The organism is Bacillus thuringiensis (genome assembly GCF_001595725.1).
In the GTDB taxonomy this organism is placed as follows: domain Bacteria; phylum Bacillota; class Bacilli; order Bacillales; family Bacillaceae_G; genus Bacillus_A; species Bacillus_A thuringiensis_K.
Genome location: NZ_CP014282.1, coordinates 465,937 through 489,299, shown reverse-complemented (window position 1 = coordinate 489,299; position 23,363 = coordinate 465,937). Strand labels below are relative to the sequence as shown.

Below are 23,363 nucleotides of genomic sequence, written 5' to 3'. Positions count from 1 at the left end.
CTCATTCCTCTTCGCGTTTCATTTGCAAAAATATCTCGATTTCATCAATAGAGAATCCTTTTCGATATAACGCTTGTTTCATCTTGTTTTCAAATGTCCATCCATCATGCTTCTTATATTTCTCATAATATTTATTCCCATGATAGTGTAACGCTTCTTGTTGCTTTTCGTCATCTTTTTCGTCTTTCAATTCTTCCAAACAAATCTGAATTACTTCTCTAGAATATCCTTTTCGAACAAGCATCTCATCTAACTTTAGTTTCATTTGTAAAAAAGAATGCTTTTGATAAGATTTTTTCTTCTTTTCTATGAGAAACGAAGCATTCTCAATTTGCTTTTCCTTTGGATATTCTTGTAAACTATGTGTAATAATTAAATCCTGAACACCTTTATTTAATAGCTCTCTTTTAATAACAGTTGGACCTTTTCGATTCACATTACTTTGCGTTCGCGTATATAAAACAGCATACTCTTTATCATTAATATATCGGTCATGTAATAATTTCGAAACGACTTCAGAGATGATGGCCTGTCCCACTTCTTTTTTTCGTAAAAAATCTTCTATTTCTTGTTTTGTTCTCATTTGATAGGATAAATAGGAGATTGCTTGTAAATATGCTTTTTGTACTTCTTCATTGTACAAAATATTTCCTAACTCGATTTCATCAATTTCTAATCCTTTTTGTAATCCATGTTTTATTAAGATTACTTGATCCACACTAAATCCGTACTCTTCGCCTTGACCTTTATCAATATAAATATTAAATCGTTCTTTCGATCGTTTTTGTACTTCGATTTTTGTAATGACAGCCATACTCTCACCTCTCTATTATTTTAACATAGTCGAGGAACATTTTTTCTTTTCAAGAATATATATAATGAGGAGGAAATACTTGTGAAAATCGCAATTTCTGGTGGTACAGGCTTTATCGGCAAATACCTTTCTACTTTTTTTATTCAAAAAGGATATACTGTTTACATTCTCACACGAAAAAAAACTACTGAAACTTCCGACCCTAACCTTCAGTATGTTCAATGGACACCGGATTTACAAACCTTCCCCCTCTCTTCTATTGATGTAGTTATTAATCTAGCCGGAGAGTCTATTAATAGTAGATGGACAAAGCAACAAAAGAAAGCCATTTTAAACAGTAGAATTCAAACAACAAAAGGACTCATTAAACAATTGCAAACACTCCATACAAAACCACACACATTTATTAACGCAAGTGCTATTGGATACTATGGAACGTCTGAAATAGAATCTTTTACAGAACAGCATAAGACTCCTGGAAATGACTTTTTAGCAAATACAGTATATTCATGGGAACAAGAAGCATCTAAAGCAAGTTCTCTCGGAATACGAACAATCTACACAAGATTTGGAGTTGTATTAGGTGCAAATGGAGGAGCTCTTCCAAAAATGCTACTTCCCTATCAATTCTATATCGGCGGCACCATTGGTTCTGGGAAGCAATGGTTATCATGGATTCATATAGACGATGTCGTTCGTATGATGGATTTCATCATACACAAAAAAGAAATTGATGGTCCTCTTAATATGACAGCACCAACACCTATAAGAATGAAGGAATTTGGAGAAACCATTGCAACTATAATGAAAAAACCTCATTGGTTGCCTGTACCTTCATTTATCATTCAAACTTTATTAGGTGAAATGAGTATACTTGTACTAGAAGGGCAACGTGTATTACCCATTAAAGCAATTGAACATGGATACCAATACACATTTCCGGCAATAGACCATGCATTACAAAATATACTTTCGCATACAATGTAGTACTTCTAAAACACAATTTTACATGGGCTCTTTCAAAACTTTCATTTTCTAGAATCCGAAGCATCACCATACAAATAACCTTTCAGTTACTTTCCCTTAACTTCCATTAGCATTATAAAGTAACAGAAATGAGGTACCTATGAAAATATTGCTCAAACAAGCCATTGTATACCCTATTACATCTCAAAAATTTCAAGGCGATGTACTCGTTACAGGAGAGCGAATTACCGAGGTCAAACCTTTTATTCAACCTACTCAGGATATGACCGTTATAGATGCACGAGCACTCCATCTCTTACCTGGCTTTATTGATGTCCATACTCACCTTGGTCTCTATGATGAGGGTACTGGTTGGGCTGGAAATGATGCCAATGAAACATCTGAAGTTTCAACACCACATATTCGTTCTTTAGATGGGATCCACCCTTTCGATATTGCCTTTCAAGACGCTGTACAAAACGGAATTACAACCGTTCACGTTATGCCTGGCAGTCAAAATATTATCGGGGGTACGACTTGTGTAATAAAAACAGCTGGAACTTGTATTGATCATATGATTATTCAAGAACCTGCTGGTTTAAAGATTGCCTTTGGAGAAAATCCTAAAAAAGTCCATAGTAATGGAACAAAAGAATCCATTACACGTATGGGGATTATGGGGTTACTTCGGGAATCATTCTATGAAGCGCAACACTACGGGCACGAAGCTGATTTTCGAATGCTTCCTATTTTAAAAGCATTACGTCGTGAAATACCCGTACGTATCCACGCCCATCGAGCAGATGATATTAGTTCTGCGCTACGCTTTGCAACGGAATTCAACCTTGATCTACGTATTGAACATTGTACAGAAGGACACTTTCTTGTTGAAGAGCTTTCGAAACACAATTTGAAGGTTTCAGTTGGTCCCACTCTGACACGTCGTTCTAAAATCGAACTAAAAAACAAGACATGGGATACTTACCATATATTATCTAAAAATGGTGTGGAAGTTTCTATAACAACAGATCATCCTTATACACCCATTCAATATTTAAATATTTGTGCCGCTGTCGCAGTAAGAGAAGGGTTAGACGAGAAAACAGCACTAGAAGGAATCACCATATTTCCAGCGCGAAATTTGCGTTTAGAGGATAGAATTGGAAGCATCGAGGTTGGAAAAGACGCCGATCTCGTGTTATGGACTCATCATCCTTTCCATTATTTAGCCAAGCCTGTACTAACTATGATTGATGGAAAAATAATTTACAAAAAAAATAAAAAAAACTAGTTTATTTTTTTGACTAGATAAAGTATTATACGATTATAAACTGAATGAAACCATAATCAATTTGTGTCGTGATTATCATTTTCAAATTGATGAATGGGGAAGGCAAATGGTGCGCCACCAGCGTTAGAAACTGGTTCTAGTGGGTTCGATTCCCACCCCGAAATTTTTTAAAGATTGATATAAAAATTTCGAGGGTGGGGTGTTTTTTCGTCATGCTACCCTCGTGTGAGGAGGAGTTAGTATGTTGAAAAAACGCGACTTACACGACAGCCACGTTCTATACGAGTTAATGGTGGATCCAGCTGTCTTCCCTTTTGTGCGTCAAAAGGCTTATTCTTATGAAGAATATTTATTCTTAACGAAACAAACGATTGAAGCTGAAGAGCGTGGTGAATTAATTTCACGCACAATTTTAGATGAATGGGGTAACCCTATCGGAACAATTACTTTATTTGATGTGCAAGAAAAAGCTGGATTTCTCGGGACATGGCTTGGCAAACCATATCATGGAAAAGGCTATAATAAATTGGCAAAAGATTCATTTTTTAGTGAACTTTTCTATGAATTAGATATTGAAACAATTTTCATGCGTATTCGTAAAATAAATATTCGTTCTATTAAAGCTGCAGAAAAACTGCAATATGTGAATCTAGCAAACGAAACAAGAAAAGCCGTATATGATGAAATTAACGCAAACGAAGAAGTGTATAACTTATATGAAATTCCAAAAGATCAATACACACTTGCTACAATGCGAGATACAACCTTCAAAGATGCTCATCAATTAAAAGAAGCGTAATCTAAATTTTCTGAAATAATAATCAATAGTTAACATTTTCCATATGCGTATATCCCCTCATGTCTTTGGAAACGATAAATAGTAACTTTAAGACACGAGGTGATTTGTAATGGATAAAAAGAAACGTGATAAAGCAAAAAACACATTATCTAGTACACAAGAAGTTCTCTATCAACGCGAATTTCAAAAAGCAGATCGTGCAGCAGGATATCGCTCGAAAAGCATTTAAAGTGAAAATGAATAATTAGAAGTTTCCCCCCTAATTATTCATTTTCATTACATAATTTTCTCGACTGATAGAAGTAAGCAAAAAGGACCCTTATACATAAGGGTCTTTTTTGCTGTGGACAACTTTATCCACAAAATCAATGAATTTGTTAGTAATTTTCAAAAACATTTAATATTTTTCTATATTAAAGCATATATCAGCTGTTTTAATTGTGGATATTTTTCTAAAAATTGTGGACAATGTGGATATAGTTGTTAATATTCCGACTTTACTGTTTAATGAAAGCGTAATCCTTTTGTGGATAACTGGCTAAATTTTCTTTGAAAATAATAAAGAACCCTCTTTACATATACAAAGAGGGTTTCATATTAAGTAAAAGATTGTGCAAGAGCAGGTGATTTAATAGGTATATGGCGCGGTTCTGCATGATTTTCTGCCAAAATTGCATCTACAATATGACCAGCTGGCTCTGGAAGATAGATGCTTTTCATTGCTTCTTTCATTTGAAGAAGCTTCACATCATCTTGTAATAATGCCTCTGTTTTAGCAAAAACCTTACTATCATCGCGAATGACAACTGCTGCTCCCTTTCTTTCAAAGTACATCGCATTTTCATTTTCTTGTCCTGGAACAGGCTTATATAAAATGACAGGTACTTGCAACGCTGCTGCTTCACTTAATGTTATTCCGCCTGGCTTCGTAATCATACAAGAAGTAACACGGAATAATTCATCAATATTTTCAACATACCCAAACACTTTTAATGCATCGGAATTTTGCTTCTGTAAACTTAATAAATCCTGTTTTAAAGCTTCATTTTTTCCACAAACGACAACTACTTGTAAATTAGGCACTGACATAAATGATTGGCATAGTTCTTTTACATTTCCTAATACTCCATGAGCACCTGCTACAATTAGTAAAATCTTTTTGTTCTCACATAACTGATATTTATTATATATGATTTCTGGATTTACCTTTAACTCAAAACTACTCCGAATTGGAATTCCTGTTTCAACAATTTGTTCCGCAGGTACACCGATATCAACCATCAATTCTTTCACGTGATCCGTTGCAACAAAATAACGATCTACTTCTCGATGAATCCATATTTTGTGCACGCAAAAATCCGTTAATACGTTATAGACAGGAATTGAAATACCTGTTTGTTTCTTCAATTCTGGTACAGCGATAATTGGAAATGTATTAATTACAATATCTGGTTTCTCCACCTGTAACAGTGTTTTCAAACGTTTTCTTCCAAAGTTCGCATACCAAGATGCTATTTTCTTATCATAAATTTTTTCTACCCCGTAATAAAACAAACGATATAATTCTTTTCCTATTGTATAACTTTTTAAATATAGATATTTTGTAATGTCAGTTATAAATGGATGTGATTCTCCAAACAAGTCGCATACAATAACATCTTCAATTCCTTTTTGGCGAAATGTTTGTTCTAATGTTTTTGCTACTTGCACATGACCATTACCGTAATGTGCAGTTAATATTAAAACCTTGGGGTTTTTTATCAAACAAATCCACTCCTAGCTTTTTGTTTCTCCATATTGCATATACGACAATAGGAAAAACATTTTCCTTAAAAATTACATAAACAGATTCTAATAATTCCCTTTCAGCTATGTACCTGTCGTGGATATGCAAAGCATATAAGATTGACCCCTTAATCCTATCTGTGCTCATATCTTTACATTATACTTTCCTATAAGAGCTTTCGCAATAACTTACAAATGTTCTCTATTCCATGATACTCACTCTTTTACTTCTTAATTCTTTTTACTATTTTGATTTCCCTTTACAATTATGTAAATTTCTCCACTTATTCCTTACAAAATTATGGATATTCTACTTTCAGTATACTCTTTTATCAATATATACTCTAGATTTTATTGTAAAGAAAGCAAAAAGCCTAATCCAATATTTGGATTAGACCGCTTGTAAAATATGTTTAGCATGTTCTACATTTTTCTCAGTAGGTGGTTCTACATTTGCGAGTGGGTACTTGTGTCCAAGCGCCTCCCATTTATATACACCAAGCTTATGATATGGTAACACTTCAACTTTTTGAACATTAGACAGGCTTTGAATAAAGCTAGATAGTTTTTGTAGATCCTCTTCATTATCCGTAACACCAGGGACTAATACGTGTCGTACCCAAATCGGTTTATTCTTATCCGATAAATAACGAGCAAATTGTAAAATATGTTCATTTGGTTTCCCTGTTAATTTACGATGCTTTTTGGAATCGATATGTTTCAGATCCAATAAAACTAAATCTGTATAATCCATTAAAATATCTAGCTTATTTTGGAATTCTGGTTCCTCAGAATAACAACCACCAGAAGAGTCAATTGTTGTATGGATACCAGCCTCTTTACACTTTTTAAACAACTCAATTAAAAAGTCTAGTTGTAATAATGGCTCTCCACCGCTAACTGTTATACCGCCTCCGGAAGCTTCAATAAATGGAAGGTAACATGTCACATCCTGCATCACTTCTTCAACTGTTATTTCTTTACCTTTACCGATTTCCCACGTATCAGCATTATGACAATATTGACAACGTAATAAACACCCTTGTGTAAATATGACATAACGAATCCCTGGGCCATCAACAGTACCACAAGACTCTACAGAATGTATTCTTCCTTTTACCATGTTACTTCCTCCTTTATTGAAACAGCCTCCCTTCGCTATATATTAAGAACGAAGGGACACTTTTTTTCATTTACATGCTTTCATGCATTGTACGGTTAATTACATCAATTTGTTGTTCACGAGTTAATTTAATAAAGTTTACAGCATAACCAGATACACGAATTGTTAATTGTGGATACTTCTCAGGATGTTCCATTGCATCCATTAATGTTTCACGGTTAAATACGTTAATATTTAAGTGGTGGCCTTCTTTTACTGCATAGCCATCAAGCATTGATACTAAGTTACGTACTTGTACATCATCTTCTTTACCAAGTGCTTTCGGAATAATAGAGAATGTATTAGAAATACCATCTTGTGCATCTTTATATGGTAATTTAGCCACAGATAATAATGAAGCTAATGCACCTTTTGTATCACGTCCATGCATTGGGTTCGCACCTGGTGCAAATGGTTCTCCAGTACGGCGGCCATCTGGAGTATTACCAGTTTTCTTACCATATACAACGTTAGATGTGATTGTTAAGATTGACATTGTATGAACAGAATTTCTGTATGTTTTATGTTTACGAAGTTTATTCATAAATGTTTTTACAAGATTTACAGCAATCTCATCTACACGATCATCATTGTTACCGTATTTAGGGAAATCTCCTTCAATCTCGAAGTCAACTGCAATACCATTTTCATCACGAATTGGTTTTACTTTTGCGTATTTAATTGCACTTAATGAATCTGCCACTACAGATAGACCCGCGATACCTGTTGCCATTGTACGAAGAACATTTGTATCATGAAGTGCCATTTCAATACGTTCGTAGCTATATTTATCATGCATGTAATGAATAACATTTAATGTGTTTAAATACAGGCCTGCTAACCATTCCATTGTCATATCAAACTTATGCATAACTTCTTCATAATCTAATACTTCAGAAGTAATCGGTGCGTACTCAGGACCAACTTGTGCTTTAGATTTTTCATCTTTACCACCGTTAATCGCATATAGTAATGCTTTTGCTAAGTTTGCACGTGCGCCGAAGAATTGCATTTGTTTACCAATTCTCATTGCAGATACACAGCAAGCAATTCCGTAGTCATCGCCGTAATCAGCACGCATAATGTCATCATTTTCATATTGAATTGCTGATGTTTTAATAGACATTTTTGCACAGTAGTTTTTAAAGTTTTGTGGTAATTGTTTAGACCAAAGAACTGTTAAGTTTGGTTCTGGAGCTGGTCCTAAATTATCTAATGTATGCAAGAAACGGAATGAGTTCTTTGTTACTAATGAACGACCATCTAATGCCATACCACCGATAGACTCAGTTACCCAAGTTGGGTCACCAGAGAATAATTCATTATAATCAGGTGTTCTTGCAAATTTCACAAGACGTAATTTCATAATGAAGTGATCCACAATTTCTTGTACTTCTTCTTCTGTTAAAGTACCATTTGCTAAATCTCTTTCAATATAAATATCTAAGAATGTAGAAGTACGTCCAAGACTCATTGCAGCTCCGTTTTGCTCTTTAATTGCTGCAAGATATGCGAAGTATAACCATTGGAATGCTTCTTGCGTATTTGTTGCTGGCTTAGAAATATCAAAACCATGAGCAGCAGCCATTTGTTTTAACTCTTGAAGTGCACGCATTTGCTCAGATAACTCTTCGCGTAAACGCATTGTCTCTTCGCTCATTACACCGCCAGTTAAATTTAAATCAGCTTTTTTCGCTTCAATTAAATGATCTACCCCATATAATGCTACACGACGGTAGTCACCGATAATACGTCCACGTCCGTATGCATCTGGAAGACCAGTAATAACACCTGATTTACGAGCAGCTCTCATTTCTGATGTATAAGCATCGAATACACCTTGGTTATGAGTCTTTCTCCAATCTCTAAAAATACGACTAAGTTCTTTATCCATTTCGTATCCGTAAGATTCACAAGCTTGTTCCGCCATACGAATACCACCATATGGTTGTAAAGAACGTTTAAATGGTTTATCAGTTTGGAAACCGACTACTTTTTCAATATCTTTATTTAAATATCCTGGTTCATGTGATGTAATAGAAGAAACGATTTTTGTATCCATATCAAGAACGCCACCGTTTTCACGTTCTTTTGTTGTTAAATCCATTACTTGATCCCAAAGTTGTTTCGTTGCTTCAGTTGCTCCCGCTAAGAAAGATTCATCTCCTTCGTAAACGTTTACATTATTTAAAATGAAATCGCGAACATCAATCTCAGCTTTCCATTTTTCACCTTTAAAGTTTTCCCATGCGTTTTTAACATTTTCTAATACTTGAGTCATCCTAATCTCCTCCATTTTTGATTAGTACAGGACTAAGATTTTTTATATAACAGCTTACACACTTAGAATACTACTTTTTTGCGAAAGTGAACGAAACAGTTGTGACATGTTTGTGAAATGTTGAGCAAACTACTATATGTATAGTGTTAACTTCACTTAAAAGTCTTTATAATTAACCCTTTCCTTAATTGTATTTTTTTGGTACCCTTATATACGAGTCCTATTTTGTAATATAAGAACAATACCCATTGTAGAGCTGTAATACTCTTATCTCCTAATCTGTTATAGTTTTTATAACAGAACAAAAAAGTGTACATATGTTGTACACTTTTTTTGTTACTACTCTAAAACATCTCTTTTTCTATTGCCGTCATAGAATCCGCCACGATTGTCTGTTAATGCAATTATTTGCTCTAGTCCCTCTATATGATCACCTATAATTCGAAGTACAGCTGGAGGGTGACCTATTTTTGCGAAATGTTCACTGGGACGAATACGGTTCATCTTATCAACCTCAACATGATATACACATGCAATTTCAAATCCAGAAAGAAGAGCCTTCACTTGTGCTACACAAGGTGACAATAAAGATTTATACCCAATTGCTTTCAAACACTTTTGGCTAAATGCATTAGGTACCGCAATAAGTGATCCTACCCCTAAATCCTTTCTATCACAAGCTAAATTTAATGCATATTTAAATGCAGTTACAAGATGAAGCGGTACTCTTAAATCTAAATAATGATTTAGATCATTTAATGCGACATCCATTCCATCTGCAATAGCTTTTGCGAAAGGATATAGTTCCCTAGCCGGGATAACAAAGTCACCGTCTATAAACAACACAATATCGCCTTTTGCAAAGTAAGTTCCAAGTGAACGCCCTACATCGTTTCCAAGTGCTTCTTTATATACAATTGTTGTTGCTCCCTTTTCTTTTGCAATCGTTGCGGTTTGATCAGACAAGCCATTTACTACAACGATAATTTCAAAAGGTTCAATTTTTCGAAGTTCATCTATAACATTTCCAATTGTTTTCTCTTCATCTTGTACAGGAATAATGACTGATAATTGCTTTCCTTTATACAATTTAGATGTAATGCCCCATCCTTGATAAAAATCTTCGAAATCTAGAGTATGATAGACACTATCCCTTTTCCTATTTCCATCATAATATCCTCCGCGCTCATCACTACCTACTATTCGCTCCGCTACAGCCTCTATATGATCACCTATCATCCGTTTTTCAGATTGCGACAGACCCGTGCCATATGCAGCATGCTCGGTCGGCCGAAATTTATTTGGCGTAATAACGTCAATTGCACAATGCCGACTAATTCTCCATTCACTTTGAACTAGGCGTAAATGAGCGACAATAGGATTAACAAAGCTTTCATATCCAATGCTTTGAACGACTTCTTTCGTCAACGCATGAGGTGCATCTAATAAGGAATCAATTTTTAATTCTTCACGCTCTAACATTGCATTTAATATTTGGCGCCATACTGTAATAGAATTGGGTTTTTGCCTTTTTAAAAATAATGCATCCAAGTTATTTAAAACGATGTCGGTCTGATCATGTAAAATCGGATTCAGGAATAATTGTAATTTGGAAGTTTGAATAGCAAAATCACCATCTATAAATAGTAATACATCACCTATCGCGTGTTTTGCGCCAACCGCACGGCCAACATCGTTCCCTAGTAGCTCCGTATGCTTGATTACTTTACACCCTAAACGATCAGCAACCTCTTCTGTACCATCGTTACAACCGTTTGCTACTACAATAATCTCTATTGGATTTAATCCTTTTGCCGATTGGATAACATCTGAAATCGTTTCAACTTCATTACATACAGGTATAATGACCGATAGTGACTTAGCCATTATTTTCTTCACGGAACCACTTAATAGTTTCTTTCAATCCTTCTTCCCACGTTACTTCTGCTTGAAACTGAACAAGTTCTCTTAATTTCGCAACATCCGGTCTTCTATTTGGAATTTCTTCAAATCCATGTGGGTATACCTCTTCGAAAGGAACTTGGACAATTTTCGAAGAAGATTTCGTTAGTTTTTTAATTACTTCTGCTACTTCTTTTATACTCTTTTCATTCTCAGAACCTATGTTAATAATTTCACCATTTACCTTTTCATCCATCGCTCGAATCGTTGCCTCTACCGCATCACTTACATACGTAAAACAACGTGTCTGCTCTCCATCTCCATATACGAGAATGTCTTCTCCTTGCAGTGCCGCACTAATAAATCGCGGGATTACCCCTGCATACGGACCATCTTTCGCTCTTGGACCATAAATATTAAAATAACGAACAATCGTTACCGGTAAACCTTCTAATGCGTATCCTAAACATAATGTTTCTTCTAATGTTTTACACACTGCATAACTCCAGCGTATTTTAGAAGTTGCCCCGTATAATCGATCTCCCTCTTCAGAGAAAGGCGGCTTGGCCTTACCATATACTTCTGAAGTAGAAGCAAAAACTACTTTCTTCTTTCCTTTTAACGCTGCTTGTAAAATATTTCTCGTCCCATCAAAATTCGTTTCTATGAGCTCTATACTTTTTTCCATTGTTGTTTTCACACCTAAAATTGCTGCTAAATGAAACACGACATCATGCTGATCTACTAATTCATAAATAGAATTTTTATCTAAAACACTTATTGGAATAACACGGATTTCTTTCATTAACTCTTTATGATACTTATTTTTACCTTTATAAAAGTTATCCACAACAGTGACCTCATAACCTCTTCTCATCAACTCTTCAGCTAAATGCGACCCGATAAATCCGGCCCCACCTGTAATTAAACATTTCTTACTCATTTACTCACCTTCTTTACGATCCCGCGTGTATCTATTACTTGATCCATTCCTTTAAAAAGCTTCCAATCAATATTTGAATGATCCGTTAAAATTAAAATACAATCCGCTTTTTTAACTTTTTCTTCATCTAAAGAAACAGATTGGTACACCTTATCTCCCATTTCCGCGGAAGAAATATAAGGATCATGATATTCTATCTCGTATCCTTTATTTCTTAATAACTGAATAATCGGTAACGCTGGTGATTCTCTCAAATCATTTACATCTTTTTTATACGCAATCCCTACAATTAACACCATTGCAGGTGATTGCACCACACTTTTTACTTTCCGGACTATTTTCTCTGGCATTTCTTCATTAATCACATGTGCAGCCTCAATTAATTGACTAATTTCCCCATTCTTTTTTATTCTCCATTGGAAATATAAAGGATCTACTGGAATACAATGTCCTCCTATTCCTGGTCCTGGCCAATATGGGGTAAATCCAAATGGTTTTGTAGATGCGGCTTCAAGCGCCTCATAAAAATCAATTCCTAAACTTTCACATAGTGTGTTTAACTCATTTACTAAGGAAATATTGACTAGGCGCTGAATATTTTCAAATAACTTACACATTTCCGCTACTTTTGGAGAACTAACTGGAACAACTACATCAAATGTAGTGCTATACAACTCCTGTACTTTTTGTTTACACTTTTCTGTTTGCCCACTAATAACTTTTGGAATAACTTGAACTGAATATTGACTATTTGCTGGATCAATTCTCTCAGGGGAATATCCGATATAGAAATCTTCACCTACCTTTTTACCATTTTGAGAAATAATAGGTAGGATGACTTCTTCAAGTGTGCCTGGATATGTGGAGCTTTCAAAAATGAAGGTTTGTCCTTTTTGAAGGTTTTGTTGTATATAATGCGAAGCTGAAATGAGGGCACTTAAGTCTGGTTCTCTTTGTTCATTAATTGGAGTCGGGACAGTGACAATAACATAATCACTATTTTGAAAATCAGCAATGCCTTGATCCGGTGTATTTACTGTTAATTTTTTTTTGGTCAATAAACTTTGTAACTCTTTAGAAGAAACATCCGGAATATAACTTTCTCCTTTTATAATTGAATCTATTTTTCTAATATCTTTATCTAATCCAAGTACTGTATGCCCTCTTTCTGCAAAATGTACTGCTAAAGGAAGGCCAACATACCCTAACCCAATAATAGCTACTTTACTACTATTCATTTGTATTCTCTTCTTCCCTTCTCAATTGTTGAATTATATCTCTATCTCTATCTCCATCAGTAAAGCCACCGCGTTCGTCCGTACGTTGTAATAAATACGCAATCGCCTCAATTTGATCACCGAAAATACGATCAAATGCTGAAATACGTCCATTTACAAATTCGTGTTGCTCTGGACGTACTCGATTTGTTTTTATAACATCTACTAACTCTACTGCTGTAATAGAGAATCCTTCTAAAATAGCTTTCACTTGTGCTAATGGCGGAATGATAAGGGAGTCATATCCTATTTTCTCTATTACCTTCTTATGAATGGCATGTGGTACAGCAGTTAGTGAGTTATTCCATAAATCTGGTCTTTTCGCTACCAAATTCAAAAAGTATTTTCCCATACTAATTGGATCTGCTGGATGAAACATATCTAATAAGCATTGTAAATCATTTAACACCACGTCATTTCCATCTTCAACAGCATGTAAAAATGGAGTGAGTTTTTTTGCTGGAATAACAAAATCACCATCAACGAATAAACAAATATCTGCCGTAGCATGCATGGCCCCTATTGCTCGTGCTACATTATGTCCAAGCGCCTTCGTAAATTCAACAACAATAACATTCTCTAGCTTTGCCTGTTTAACAGTCTCAACATCTGCTCCATTCGCGACAACTATAATTTCATCTACACCTGCTTCTTTCACTTCTTGTATAACAGACCTTATAGTTGTTTTCTCTTCTGATACCGGGATAATGGCACTATATTTCGCTTTTTTCTTTTGTAATAAAACTGGTTTATACTTTCCTACAAACTCTCTATCTCTATTGTCCTCTGAAAAATCACCGCGATTACCGTATGTTTCAATTACGTATTGTAAAGCACGCAAATGATCACCCATAATACGACTAGTCGCTTTCGGATAAGGAGAGCCAGGTGATGTGCCCGTATGGACAGGACGAACTTTATTTGTGTAAATGACATCAACTGAAGCCATATCAGAAATATCTACTCCTCTAGACATCGCCATCGCTTGAAATAGTGCTGGATCCGCTAAATTCCACCATCCTAGTTTTTCAATCACTTCACGACTTATCGCATGTGGTATCGCAATTAAAGATCCTACAACAAACTCTTTTTTGTTCAAATAACGGTTTAACATATATTTTCCAACCGTCGTATAATGCGGTCTCATCTTCAAATAAACGGACCATGTTAAATTATTTAAAACAATCTCATGTCCTTGCTGTATTCCTTTAATAAAATTGTATAATTCTTCACTTTTCATGACGATATCGCCATCTAAAAATAAAACAATTTCACCTTTTGCTTCTCTAGCACCAATTGCCCGTCCCACATCATTACCAAGGGAATATCTATAATAAATCACACGGCAATTATGCTGTAGCGCTATTTCTTTCGTACCATCTGTCGATCCATTATCTACTATGATAATTTCATATGGTTCGAGCTTTCTTACTTCTATTAAAACTTTTGATAAAGTACTTGCTTCATTATGCACTGGAATCACAACTGACACTCTCATACTTGCATCACTCTTACCCTTCCAAGCGAACATAAGCAATAATAGGAATACGTACAACTACATCTTCTGGTGGTCCATAAGAAGGAGAAGTACGAACAATTACTGCCCCATCCGTCACAGATAAAAGAACGCCTGCAATGATTTCTACAGCTGTCACAACTTGCACTAGTTCCCCAACATGGTTACGTAATTCATCAGTAAATAACATATATAACTCTCCTTTCTTACGCTTCTTTAATTGATATAATACTTGTAAATGGTAATAAAACTTCTGTTCCTATTCCTTCTCGCAGTGTTAAGAAATCATCTCCAACCGCTACAATCACACCCGTTAACTGTCCAACTGTCACAGTAATTTCTACGTTTTTACCCAAATACTGCTCTGCAATTTCTTTAAATGGTGATGTATTACATTCTTTTAAAATGTTACAAATAATAGATTGAAATCTACTTGATTCAATAAATTCCTCTGTAGCTTGCTTAGAATTTCTTTGAATAAATCTCGCGAAGTTTTGTGAAAATAAAAGTCTTTCCACAGCAGGTAATAACTTATTATCTAAAAAATAATCTAATTGCCTATTAAACAATCTCGATAATTTATGCCAATATTTTCTGAACAGACACATACACTTCTCCTCCTATTATTTTTAGATTATAAAATTTCACATCCATACATCTTAATGTATACAAAATAGATATTTTTGTGATAGGTAAGACATACATTTTCTAAAAGAAATATTTGGTTCAAGGCATAAAAAAAACTATCCAAAAGGATAGTTTCTTACACTTCAATATTCCGCAATATCGAATAAATGTCGTTATTCACTTTACCAAATGATTTAATGTTATTTTGAATGTTAGATAATAAAACAACATATACACTACCATTTTTACTAAATCCGTTTAAGCAATTCCATCCTGGCATTACACCGTGATTCGAATAGCTTCCTGGGTCTACGTACCATCCAAACCCGTAATCCTTTTTTCCACCCGTAAACATTTGATCGTAACTCTCTTTTGAAATTAATTTACCAGAGAATAGTGCTTCGTTAAATAAATATAAATCATGCGCACTTGTGTATATATCACCACAACCATATAGTTGTGACATGCTCGGAATATTAGGTGTTGTCATATTATTATTTACTATTTTATAACCCGTTGATGGGAATCTTGTTTGTTCTAACGCTGTGCCAAAACCAGAATGTTTCATACCCGCAATAGCAAAAATATGTTGTTTAATATATTCTTCGAGCGACTGTCCACTTACCTTCTCGGCAATGTATGCAAGTATAGAGTAATTCGAATCAGAATACTTCCACTTCTCTCCTGGACCACCAATACGCTTTTGATTTCCTATCCGCTTTATCAGTTCTTCATGAGAAATATCTTCTTTTCCCTGCTCATATTCGGGAATCCCTGATGTATGTGTTAATAGATGTTTTAGCTGAATACTATTACCTTGAGGAAAGTCTGGAATATACTTTGCAACAGTATCTTCTACTTGTAATTTATTTTGATCTTTCAACTGCATAATAGCGGTTGCCACAAACGCCTTTGAAATAGAGCCAATATAAAAAGTTGTCTCTGAATTATTTGGTACTTGCTGCTCTTTATTTGCCATGCCGTACCCTTTATTTAAAAGAACTTTTCCATTCTTCACAATAACAGCCGTACCACTAAATCCTGCGTTTTGTAAATACTGGTCCAATTGAGCGTTTTCATTAATTTCTTGAGGTGGTCCCTCGGTAAGCTTCTCCACAGCTTGCGCTTGCTTCACTTGTTCTTCCTGCTCTTTTTGTTTTTGTTGTTTTTGTTCTTCTTGCTTCTTTTTTTCTTCTTCTTTCTTTTTTAGCTCTTCTTGTTTCTTCATTTCTGCTGCCGCTTTTAAAGTTTCTTCTTTCTTATTATGCGCAACAATTTTTGTATACATGAAATATACAAGTGATAGTAGTAAGACGAAAATAATTGTTCTTTTTATGTATACAATCGGCCGACGTGCTTCCCTATTCGCATTATTTTTTTCCTGATCCATAATTGCTTTTTTCCCCTTACTCAACAATAATTTAATTCGTCTACTAAAGAATTATTTTAGTAGATTATGGATAATCCATTCTATATCATCCCTACTTTATCACGCACTGCACATATTACCAACCTATATGTACAAAAAAGAAAAAGAAAATTTACAAAAGTAAGATTCCCTTTAAATTATTAACAAAAAAGAGGATATCCTCTAAAAAATTGATGTCATCAATCTTTTCGGATATCCTCTTATCGTATTAGTTATACGTGTTTTTTCATATCATCGGCAACAGATTCAACATTTGTACCTACGATAACTTGGACACTCGTGTTACTTAATTTCATAACACCTTTCGCACCAGCACGTTTTAACGCTGCTTCGTTTACTTGACCAGCATCTTTTACTTGTAAGCGTAGACGTGTTGCACAGTTATCAATAACAGTTAAGTTTTCTTTTCCACCTAAAGCTGCTACGTAAGTTTCACCAATTGAACCTGCAACTGGTGCATCACCATCTTCAACTAACTCATCATCATCTTCACGACCAGGAGTTTTTAAATCGAACTTCTTAATTAAGAAGTAGAATACTATGAAATAAATTGCTGCGTAAATTAAACCGATACCTGCTAGTAAGACTGGTTTTGTTGCAATACCGAAGTTTAAAGCGTAATCGATTGCACCGGCACTAAATGAGAAACCATCATGAATGCCAAGTGATGTTGTAATAAATAAAGAAAGACCTGTTAGTACAGCATGAATACCATATAATACTGGTGATAAGAACATGAATGAGAATTCAATAGGCTCTGTAATACCAGTTAAGAATGAAGTTAATGCTAGACCAGCTAACATACCAGTAACTGCTTTACGCTTTTCTGGTTTAGCAGCTGCAATCATCGCGAAACATGCTGCTGGTAAACCGAACATCATAACTGGGAAGAAACCAGTCATAAACATACCCGCTGTTTTATCTCCGGCAAGGAAACGAGCAATATCACCATTAACAACATTACCTGCTGCATTTGTAAAGTCCCCAAATACAAACCAGAAGTATGTGTTCATTACGTGGTGTAAACCAATTGGGATTAATAAACGGTTTAATAAACCAAACAATCCTGAACCAATTGCACCTAAATTAACAATTCCATGAGCTAATGCATCAATACCATTTTGAATTGTTGGCCAAATTTGTGCAAATAGAATTCCTAATATCAGCATCACAACTGATGTAACAATTGGGACGAAACGTTTTCCAGCAAAGAAACCTAACCATTCTGGAAGTTTAATCTTATGGAATTTATTATAAAGAAGTCCCGCTATAACACCGACAATAATACCACCTAAAACCTTCATATCTACTTTAGTCGATAATTCAGCAGCCTTAGATACTTGTGTCATTGTATCCGCAAGCTTAGATGGATCTACATTTGCGCTATTACCTATTAAATCTTGGACTTTACCCAATTTATCTTGTAATTCAGCAGTTGAATACCCTTTGCTAAGCGCATCAATACTATTTTTCATAACAAGATAACCAATTGCACCTGCAAGACCTGCTGCACCACTACCATCCACTGAAAGACCGATTGCAATACCAATTGCAAAAATAAGTGCTAAGTTATCAAAAACTGCTGCGCCGGCCTGTGCCATAACAGGAATATCAAATACATCTGGTTGCCCTAAACGAAGCAATAATCCTGCTGCTGGTAGTACTGCGATCGGAAGCATTAAAGCTTTACCAATACGTTGTAAAAACTGCAACATTTTAATTCCCCCTAATCAAATTTATGAAATCGTTATCATTATAAGTACGCTTTAGAAAACGCTTTCTATTACATAACCATAATAACATATAGTTGTATAGATGTGTAGTTTTTATTTCTGAACTTTTTATGGATAAATCTCCTATTTCCAAACTGTTATATAAAAGGAAAATTCTCCTTTTTAAAATACAGAATACTCGAAACGAAAGACCTATTATAGCACATTGAACTTTCGTTTTATCATTCCACTTTTTCATGTTATTATTTATTTCCGAGCATATCGGGAAAAGTAAACTTAGTTAATTCAAAATAGGAGCGTTGGTACTATGCAGTGCATTGAAACAAACAACTTACAACAGTTGTTAGAACAAGTAAAACCATATACGAAAAAAGGAAAACTTGCTACTTATATCCCCGAACTAGGAAATGCAAATCCAGACGATTTAGGGATTGCCATTTTCCATAAAGAAACAGAATATATCCATGCAGGCAACTCACAAACACTATTTACTCTTCAAAGTATTTCCAAAGTAATTACACTTGCCCTTGCCCTTTTAGACCGTGGTGAAGAATATGTATTTTCTAAAGTTGGAATGGAACCAACGGGTGACCCATTTAATTCTATTATTAAGTTAGAAACGACAAGTCCATCCAAACCCCTTAATCCAATGATAAATGCAGGGGCTTTAGCTATTACAAGCATGCTAGCAGGAAAAGATAACGAGGAAAAAATGGAACGTATTCTTCATTTTGTACGTGAAATAACAGATAATCCTACTATTAATTATTCCTCTAAAGTTGCCGATTCAGAACTAGAGACAGCTTACCTAAACCGTTCACTTTGTTATTATATGAAACAAAACGGAATTATCGATTGTGATATTGAAGAACTTATGGATTTATATACTCGTCAATGCGCAGTTGAAGTAAACTGCATCGATTTAGCACGTATCGGCTTAATTTTTGCAATGGATGGATATGATCCATATAAGAAAAAACAAATTATCCCTAAGCATATTACAAAAATTTGCAAAACATTTATGGTCACATGTGGTATGTATAACGAATCTGGTGAATTTGCAATTCGTGTTGGTATTCCTGCAAAAAGTGGTGTAGCCGGTGGTATTTTTGGCTGCGTAAAAGGAGACATGGGAATCGGTATTTTCGGACCAGCTTTAGATGCAAACGGAAATAGTATTGCCGGTTTTAAAATTCTTGAACTTCTTTCTGCTCAAGAAGGTTGGAGCATTTTTTAATCGCGAGTTATCCTGCTATACTAGCAGGATTTTTTATTTCGCCAAAACCTCACTTTTGTCAGTTATCAATCCTCTTACAAAAACAGTGCTGAAAGTTTCTCTATATCATGCATATTTGTTCCCCCCTCCTGAATAATATAGTACAACCTAGCGCTATATGTGGAGGTGTGAAAGATGAAACTAATATTTCAAATGGGAAAACAACCTGTTCTTGAAAAAACAATCCTTCTTTTTATATTGAGTATTGTAGAAAGCTTGAAGTTAAAAGTTGTTTCACTCGACGAAGCTCACCGATACATATTCAATTTAGAAGTACTTGAATTATTAATGGATCGGAACATCGATGATCAAGTACTTGAACTTATTCATTTCGGGATGGGACTTGAAGACATTTATCATGTGCTTCCTGAAGAACTTGAGCATACGATTGAGGAATTAAAGTGGCTTTGCATTCAAGTATTAAGTGAGTACAGTATGCATGAAGAATCCGAACAATTAATTGAAGATATACGGTAAAAAAGCACCTATGTAGGTGCTTTTAATGTTTTTTTAAACTATTTTTATACGCCTCAATATTTACTGGTAGCTCTTCCTCTTCCAAAGTATGTTCATTTACATCTTTATGAATGAACGCACCTTTAGGTGGTTGATGATCATGCCCTTTTTTCTTATGATCAAATGCTTTCCCGCGTCCCATACAAATCCCCCTTTCTTAAAAGAAATCCGTATTAGTATGGAGAAAAGTACGTCGATATATGCAATCTCTTGCTGTATTTCCAAGGAAATACTCGAACCTTGTTTTCTACTCTCCTTACAACAACTGATCGATCCCAATAAGAATTAATAATAGTCCTGCGATAACTGTCGCCCATTTCCCTAAGTATTCTGCTAAAAATCGTTTTCCTACATACGCAAAACCACTAATACAAATAAAACTAAACACCCCAGAAATAGTCGCTGTAAGCCAAAGATTTAAATTTGTTACCCCTGCATCAAATCCACCTGCAATATTATTAATAGACAACGCAACTCCTAAAACAATTGCTTCTGAGAAACTAATTGTTTTAGAACCATCAAAATCTGCTTTTTCCGGATTACGTAAAATGCCCATAAGTACATTACCATCTTTAGAACCTGCAGTATTTTTTTGACCCAAGAAAGGCTGGCACAAAATAAACACACCGATTACCCCTAAAACGATTGCTCCAATCAGATTTGCTGTAAACTCTGAAATAAATAACGCAATCCAGTTTCCAAAAAATCCAGCTAGTAAAGTAAATAAAAATCCAAAGAATGCGATGATAAAATTGTTAAACCACGAAATACGAATTTTACGAATGCCATATGCAATTCCAACACCTGCATTATCTAAATTAGAAGCGATCCCGATTAAAAAAATTGAAAATAAGCCTACTGTACTCATAAATAGTCACCCCTTTTTCTCACTTTTCAATGCATATTATGAAAATGTTGAGCAACTGTGCCTGTCTGTTTCATATACTTGTAATAAATGCTCAATATTTTTTCAATACTAAAAAAGGAGTGCCTACACTATGGCTAATGAAAACCCGAATGATCGGCTTGGCAAATTAATAAAAAAACTTTTAAAAGAACGCGCCTTATCTATGCGCCAACTAGGAATACTTACAAATATTGATCCTGCAACAGTCTCAAGAATTATTAATGGCAAACAACCGCCAAAACAAAAACATCTACAAAAATTTGCAGAATGTCTTCAAGTTCCACCCCAATTGTTATTTGATGAAATGTACCCTGATTCTCCTCACATAAATAAAGAAAAAACAGATATGTACACATCTCTTGATACCATTCAGCAAACGCTGCAATCCTCTAACTTATTCGATTTCGATTACACTACAACTCGCGTAAAACAAGAACTCGAAAATTACGAACGCTATGCCCAGACAACAGAAGGCGAAAAACGTATTCATGACAGTTTCGCAAGCAAATTAGAGCAAATTGATAGTGCTGGTCCTTTTATTGAACAATTAACAGATATGTATCAACAATTTTGTAATGAAACCATTTCAAAAGAAGAACGTGCAGTTCTTGGGAGCGCATTACTTTATTTCATATTATCGACAGATATTATTCCTGACTATCTCTTTCCAATTGGCTATTTAGATGATGCGATTGCCGTTGAATTAGCGAAAGAGAAATTAATTGAAATGAAACGAAAGACATAGCAAAATAAAGAACTATTTCAGTTGTTTATATTCAACTCTGAAATAGTTCAATAAAAAATCGTACAAGTATACATACTCGTACGATTTTACTATACAAATCTATTTTTTCGTGTGGCACCATTCATATATAAATGCTGTTATCACTTTTGTAAATTCAATTAACTGTTGAACTTCAACTTTCTCATTTACAGAATGTGCTTCTTCTAATGTACCTGGTCCATATATAATGGCTGGAATGTGAAACTCACTAAACCAACCGCCATCAGTTACCGTTGCAGACATATCTAAAATTGCATTTTTTGATAAAATAGACTCTTGTACTGAGCTAAGTTTTTTTACAGCTGCATGTTCCCTATCGACTTCTAATGAAGGGAAAATTTCACCACGATCTACGATCATTGATTCTCCGCCCCACTTAAATTGTGGCGGATTTTCACTTAACCATGGATCGGCAGCTGCCACCTTTCCAATATACTCTTCAATTTCTTTTATTATTTGTTCATGTGTTTCATTCGGATAGAAGTGCACTGTTGTCCATAATCGGCACTCATCCGCAATAAACGCCGCATGCCTTCCTCCCTCAATAACAGCTGGATTAATTGTTGTTGTTCCAGACGGATAGCCTTCATATGTTTTCATAACTGCCCAATGACGCTCTAATTCTTGTAAACTTTGCACAATTTTCATCATTTTTTCAATTGCACTCGCTCCAAATAAACGTCCTCCAGCATGGATTATTTGCCTACGCGTTGCATCATGAAACGTTTGAGGGCTTTTCACAGTAATCCAGCCAGTAATTACGCCGCCCTGTCCTTGCATATGTAAATTACTCGTATCCACTACGACTGCAAAATCAGCATCGTAACCTCGCCTGCAGCATTGAAGTGTGCCAGCTTCTCCAACTTCTTCTCCAATTACGGATTGAAAGATTAAATCTCCAGGTAATTCAATACCAGCTTCTTGTAATAGCTGAATAGCAAATAGCGCTCCAGCTATTCCCCCTTTCATATCAGCTGTGCCACGTCCAACTAACCAACCATCTTTTATAAATGGCTCAAACGGATTTGTTTCCCACGCCTCATCTGCTGACACTTCAGCTACATCCATATGACCATTAATGATAAGACTTTTATATGAATCACTTTTTATTCCTTTTTTAACCCCGACAACGTTTGGGTCATTCGGATATACATCCCATTTATCAATACTAAAATTTCGTTTTCTTAGAAACTCTGCAACAAATTCTTGCGCTTCATTTGTATTTCTCGCTGGCGGTGCTGGTGTTTCAAAACGAATTAATGTTTTTGTAAGTTCTAACAATTCCTCTTTCCTTGAATCTATTTGTTTTAATAACTGCGAAACTTCTGGATTCATCGCTAATTCCCCTTTGCATA

22 protein-coding genes and 1 pseudogene are annotated in these 23,363 nt (G+C 35.1%); 7 read left to right on the top strand and 16 right to left on the bottom strand.

Features of this window, described 5'->3' with window-relative positions; translation table 11 throughout:
- Position 1 precedes the first annotated feature (1 nt).
- On the bottom strand, positions 2-814 hold the full coding sequence (gene recX, locus AXW78_RS02465) for a recombination regulator RecX (RefSeq protein ID WP_000268503.1): 813 nt from the start codon (positions 812-814) through the stop codon (positions 2-4).
- Between the two features lie 81 nt (positions 815-895).
- Here recX and AXW78_RS02460 point away from each other — a divergent pair, with 81 nt between their 5' ends.
- From AXW78_RS02460 to AXW78_RS02445, 4 genes are all read left to right on the top strand, one after another.
- On the top strand, positions 896-1,801 hold the full coding sequence (locus tag AXW78_RS02460; protein ID WP_000684401.1) for a TIGR01777 family oxidoreductase: 906 nt from the start codon (positions 896-898) through the stop codon (positions 1,799-1,801).
- 139 nt (positions 1,802-1,940) lie between these two features.
- Positions 1,941-3,071 carry an amidohydrolase gene (locus tag AXW78_RS02455; RefSeq protein ID WP_000698317.1) on the top strand — a complete coding sequence of 377 codons (1,131 nt, stop codon included), beginning with the start codon at positions 1,941-1,943 and terminating at the stop codon, positions 3,069-3,071.
- Between the two features lie 241 nt (positions 3,072-3,312).
- Entirely contained in the window at positions 3,313-3,870 is a 558-nt protein-coding gene (locus AXW78_RS02450) for a GNAT family N-acetyltransferase (protein WP_000914735.1), read from the top strand.
- A 109-nt stretch (positions 3,871-3,979) separates the two neighbouring features.
- The gene (locus AXW78_RS02445; RefSeq protein ID WP_000358482.1) at positions 3,980-4,099 is read left to right on the top strand and encodes a YfhE family protein; all 120 of its coding nucleotides are present in this window, start codon (positions 3,980-3,982) and stop codon (positions 4,097-4,099) included.
- Positions 4,100-4,467: 368 nt separating this feature from the next.
- On the opposite strand, the gene AXW78_RS02440 is transcribed toward AXW78_RS02445, so the two are convergent.
- The 12 genes and pseudogenes from AXW78_RS02440 to AXW78_RS35425 all read right to left on the bottom strand — a co-directional run bounded on the left by AXW78_RS02440 (position 4,468) and on the right by AXW78_RS35425 (position 18,763).
- Positions 4,468-5,634 carry a diglucosyl diacylglycerol synthase gene (locus AXW78_RS02440; RefSeq protein WP_061883750.1) on the bottom strand — a complete coding sequence of 389 codons (1,167 nt, stop codon included), beginning with the start codon at positions 5,632-5,634 and terminating at the stop codon, positions 4,468-4,470.
- Positions 5,635-6,046: 412 nt separating this feature from the next.
- Complete coding sequence (gene pflA, locus AXW78_RS02435; protein WP_000238466.1) at positions 6,047-6,778, bottom strand: pyruvate formate-lyase-activating protein; 732 nt, start codon at positions 6,776-6,778, stop codon at positions 6,047-6,049.
- Between the two features lie 70 nt (positions 6,779-6,848).
- Complete coding sequence (gene pflB / locus AXW78_RS02430; RefSeq protein WP_000195482.1) at positions 6,849-9,098, bottom strand: formate C-acetyltransferase; 2,250 nt, start codon at positions 9,096-9,098, stop codon at positions 6,849-6,851.
- Positions 9,099-9,437: 339 nt separating this feature from the next.
- Positions 9,438-10,985, bottom strand: coding sequence for a glycosyltransferase family 2 protein (locus tag AXW78_RS02425; protein ID WP_061884829.1), 1,548 nt, complete (start codon positions 10,983-10,985; stop codon positions 9,438-9,440).
- A complete protein-coding gene (locus AXW78_RS02420) occupies positions 10,978-11,943 on the bottom strand; it encodes a UDP-N-acetyl-alpha-D-glucosaminuronate decarboxylase (protein WP_000037019.1) in 966 nt (321 codons plus the stop codon). The genes AXW78_RS02425 and AXW78_RS02420 overlap by 8 nt, the downstream gene beginning before the upstream one ends.
- Complete coding sequence (locus AXW78_RS02415) at positions 11,940-13,181, bottom strand: nucleotide sugar dehydrogenase (protein ID WP_001088927.1); 1,242 nt, start codon at positions 13,179-13,181, stop codon at positions 11,940-11,942. The genes AXW78_RS02420 and AXW78_RS02415 overlap by 4 nt, the downstream gene beginning before the upstream one ends.
- The gene (locus AXW78_RS02410; protein WP_001266454.1) at positions 13,174-14,718 is read right to left on the bottom strand and encodes a glycosyltransferase family 2 protein; all 1,545 of its coding nucleotides are present in this window, start codon (positions 14,716-14,718) and stop codon (positions 13,174-13,176) included. The genes AXW78_RS02415 and AXW78_RS02410 overlap by 8 nt, the downstream gene beginning before the upstream one ends.
- A 13-nt stretch (positions 14,719-14,731) precedes the next feature.
- Positions 14,732-14,926, bottom strand: a complete 195-nt coding sequence (locus AXW78_RS02405) for an LSm family protein (RefSeq protein WP_000899469.1) — start codon at positions 14,924-14,926, stop codon at positions 14,732-14,734.
- 16 nt (positions 14,927-14,942) lie between these two features.
- Complete coding sequence (locus AXW78_RS02400) at positions 14,943-15,344, bottom strand: LSm family protein (RefSeq protein WP_000335529.1); 402 nt, start codon at positions 15,342-15,344, stop codon at positions 14,943-14,945.
- A 155-nt stretch (positions 15,345-15,499) separates the two neighbouring features.
- Positions 15,500-16,753 carry a serine hydrolase domain-containing protein gene (locus AXW78_RS02395; RefSeq protein ID WP_000371847.1) on the bottom strand — a complete coding sequence of 418 codons (1,254 nt, stop codon included), beginning with the start codon at positions 16,751-16,753 and terminating at the stop codon, positions 15,500-15,502.
- 251 nt (positions 16,754-17,004) lie between these two features.
- Positions 17,005-18,507: an N-acetylglucosamine-specific PTS transporter subunit IIBC gene (gene nagE / locus AXW78_RS02390; protein ID WP_000938892.1), complete on the bottom strand. Its 1,503-nt coding sequence runs from the start codon at positions 18,505-18,507 to the stop codon at positions 17,005-17,007.
- A 141-nt stretch (positions 18,508-18,648) separates the two neighbouring features.
- Positions 18,649-18,763: pseudogene (locus AXW78_RS35425) on the bottom strand (transcriptional regulator).
- 69 nt (positions 18,764-18,832) lie between these two features.
- On the opposite strand from AXW78_RS35425, the gene glsA reads away from it, so the two are divergent.
- Together glsA and AXW78_RS02380 are read left to right on the top strand one after the other, a co-directional pair.
- Complete coding sequence (gene glsA / locus AXW78_RS02385; protein WP_001149850.1) at positions 18,833-19,762, top strand: glutaminase A; 930 nt, start codon at positions 18,833-18,835, stop codon at positions 19,760-19,762.
- Positions 19,763-19,936: 174 nt separating this feature from the next.
- Positions 19,937-20,278 carry a DUF3969 family protein gene (locus AXW78_RS02380; protein ID WP_000766604.1) on the top strand — a complete coding sequence of 114 codons (342 nt, stop codon included), beginning with the start codon at positions 19,937-19,939 and terminating at the stop codon, positions 20,276-20,278.
- Between the two features lie 22 nt (positions 20,279-20,300).
- Here the strand turns inward: AXW78_RS02380 and AXW78_RS34205 are convergent, their stop codons facing one another.
- Positions 20,301-20,459: a hypothetical protein gene (locus tag AXW78_RS34205; protein WP_000532409.1), complete on the bottom strand. Its 159-nt coding sequence runs from the start codon at positions 20,457-20,459 to the stop codon at positions 20,301-20,303.
- Between the two features lie 114 nt (positions 20,460-20,573).
- Entirely contained in the window at positions 20,574-21,185 is a 612-nt protein-coding gene (gene ytaF, locus AXW78_RS02375) for a sporulation membrane protein YtaF (protein WP_000108731.1), read from the bottom strand.
- A gap of 130 nt (positions 21,186-21,315) precedes the next feature.
- Between ytaF and AXW78_RS02370 the strand changes: the two genes are divergently transcribed.
- On the top strand, positions 21,316-21,969 hold the full coding sequence (locus AXW78_RS02370) for a DUF1232 domain-containing protein (protein ID WP_001262771.1): 654 nt from the start codon (positions 21,316-21,318) through the stop codon (positions 21,967-21,969).
- A gap of 99 nt (positions 21,970-22,068) precedes the next feature.
- On the opposite strand, the gene AXW78_RS02365 is transcribed toward AXW78_RS02370, so the two are convergent.
- Positions 22,069-23,343 carry an acetylornithine deacetylase gene (locus AXW78_RS02365; RefSeq protein WP_061883749.1) on the bottom strand — a complete coding sequence of 425 codons (1,275 nt, stop codon included), beginning with the start codon at positions 23,341-23,343 and terminating at the stop codon, positions 22,069-22,071.
- Positions 23,344-23,363 lie beyond the last annotated feature (20 nt).

What these genes read in the sequence shown, in the direction of transcription:
- AXW78_RS02425 (WP_061884829.1), bottom strand. Translation starts at nt 10,985, where the DNA reads ATGGCTAAGTCACTATCGGTCATTATACCTGTATGTAATGAAGTTGAA.
- AXW78_RS02395 (WP_000371847.1), bottom strand. Translation starts at nt 16,753, where the DNA reads ATGGATCAGGAAAAAAATAATGCGAATAGGGAAGCACGTCGGCCGATT.
- glsA (WP_001149850.1), top strand. Translation starts at nt 18,833, where the DNA reads ATGCAGTGCATTGAAACAAACAACTTACAACAGTTGTTAGAACAAGTA.
- AXW78_RS02450 (WP_000914735.1), top strand. Translation starts at nt 3,313, where the DNA reads ATGTTGAAAAAACGCGACTTACACGACAGCCACGTTCTATACGAGTTA.
- AXW78_RS02400 (WP_000335529.1), bottom strand. Translation starts at nt 15,344, where the DNA reads ATGTGTCTGTTCAGAAAATATTGGCATAAATTATCGAGATTGTTTAAT.
- ytaF (WP_000108731.1), bottom strand. Translation starts at nt 21,185, where the DNA reads ATGAGTACAGTAGGCTTATTTTCAATTTTTTTAATCGGGATCGCTTCT.
- recX (WP_000268503.1), bottom strand. Translation starts at nt 814, where the DNA reads ATGGCTGTCATTACAAAAATCGAAGTACAAAAACGATCGAAAGAACGA.
- pflA (WP_000238466.1), bottom strand. Translation starts at nt 6,778, where the DNA reads ATGGTAAAAGGAAGAATACATTCTGTAGAGTCTTGTGGTACTGTTGAT.
- pflB (WP_000195482.1), bottom strand. Translation starts at nt 9,098, where the DNA reads ATGACTCAAGTATTAGAAAATGTTAAAAACGCATGGGAAAACTTTAAA.
- AXW78_RS02405 (WP_000899469.1), bottom strand. Translation starts at nt 14,926, where the DNA reads ATGTTATTTACTGATGAATTACGTAACCATGTTGGGGAACTAGTGCAA.
- nagE (WP_000938892.1), bottom strand. Translation starts at nt 18,507, where the DNA reads ATGTTGCAGTTTTTACAACGTATTGGTAAAGCTTTAATGCTTCCGATC.
- AXW78_RS02445 (WP_000358482.1), top strand. Translation starts at nt 3,980, where the DNA reads ATGGATAAAAAGAAACGTGATAAAGCAAAAAACACATTATCTAGTACA.
- AXW78_RS34205 (WP_000532409.1), bottom strand. Translation starts at nt 20,459, where the DNA reads ATGGGACGCGGGAAAGCATTTGATCATAAGAAAAAAGGGCATGATCAT.
- AXW78_RS02365 (WP_061883749.1), bottom strand. Translation starts at nt 23,343, where the DNA reads ATGAATCCAGAAGTTTCGCAGTTATTAAAACAAATAGATTCAAGGAAA.
- AXW78_RS02380 (WP_000766604.1), top strand. Translation starts at nt 19,937, where the DNA reads ATGAAACTAATATTTCAAATGGGAAAACAACCTGTTCTTGAAAAAACA.
- AXW78_RS02415 (WP_001088927.1), bottom strand. Translation starts at nt 13,181, where the DNA reads ATGAATAGTAGTAAAGTAGCTATTATTGGGTTAGGGTATGTTGGCCTT.
- AXW78_RS02420 (WP_000037019.1), bottom strand. Translation starts at nt 11,943, where the DNA reads ATGAGTAAGAAATGTTTAATTACAGGTGGGGCCGGATTTATCGGGTCG.
- AXW78_RS02370 (WP_001262771.1), top strand. Translation starts at nt 21,316, where the DNA reads ATGGCTAATGAAAACCCGAATGATCGGCTTGGCAAATTAATAAAAAAA.
- AXW78_RS02410 (WP_001266454.1), bottom strand. Translation starts at nt 14,718, where the DNA reads ATGAGAGTGTCAGTTGTGATTCCAGTGCATAATGAAGCAAGTACTTTA.
- AXW78_RS02455 (WP_000698317.1), top strand. Translation starts at nt 1,941, where the DNA reads ATGAAAATATTGCTCAAACAAGCCATTGTATACCCTATTACATCTCAA.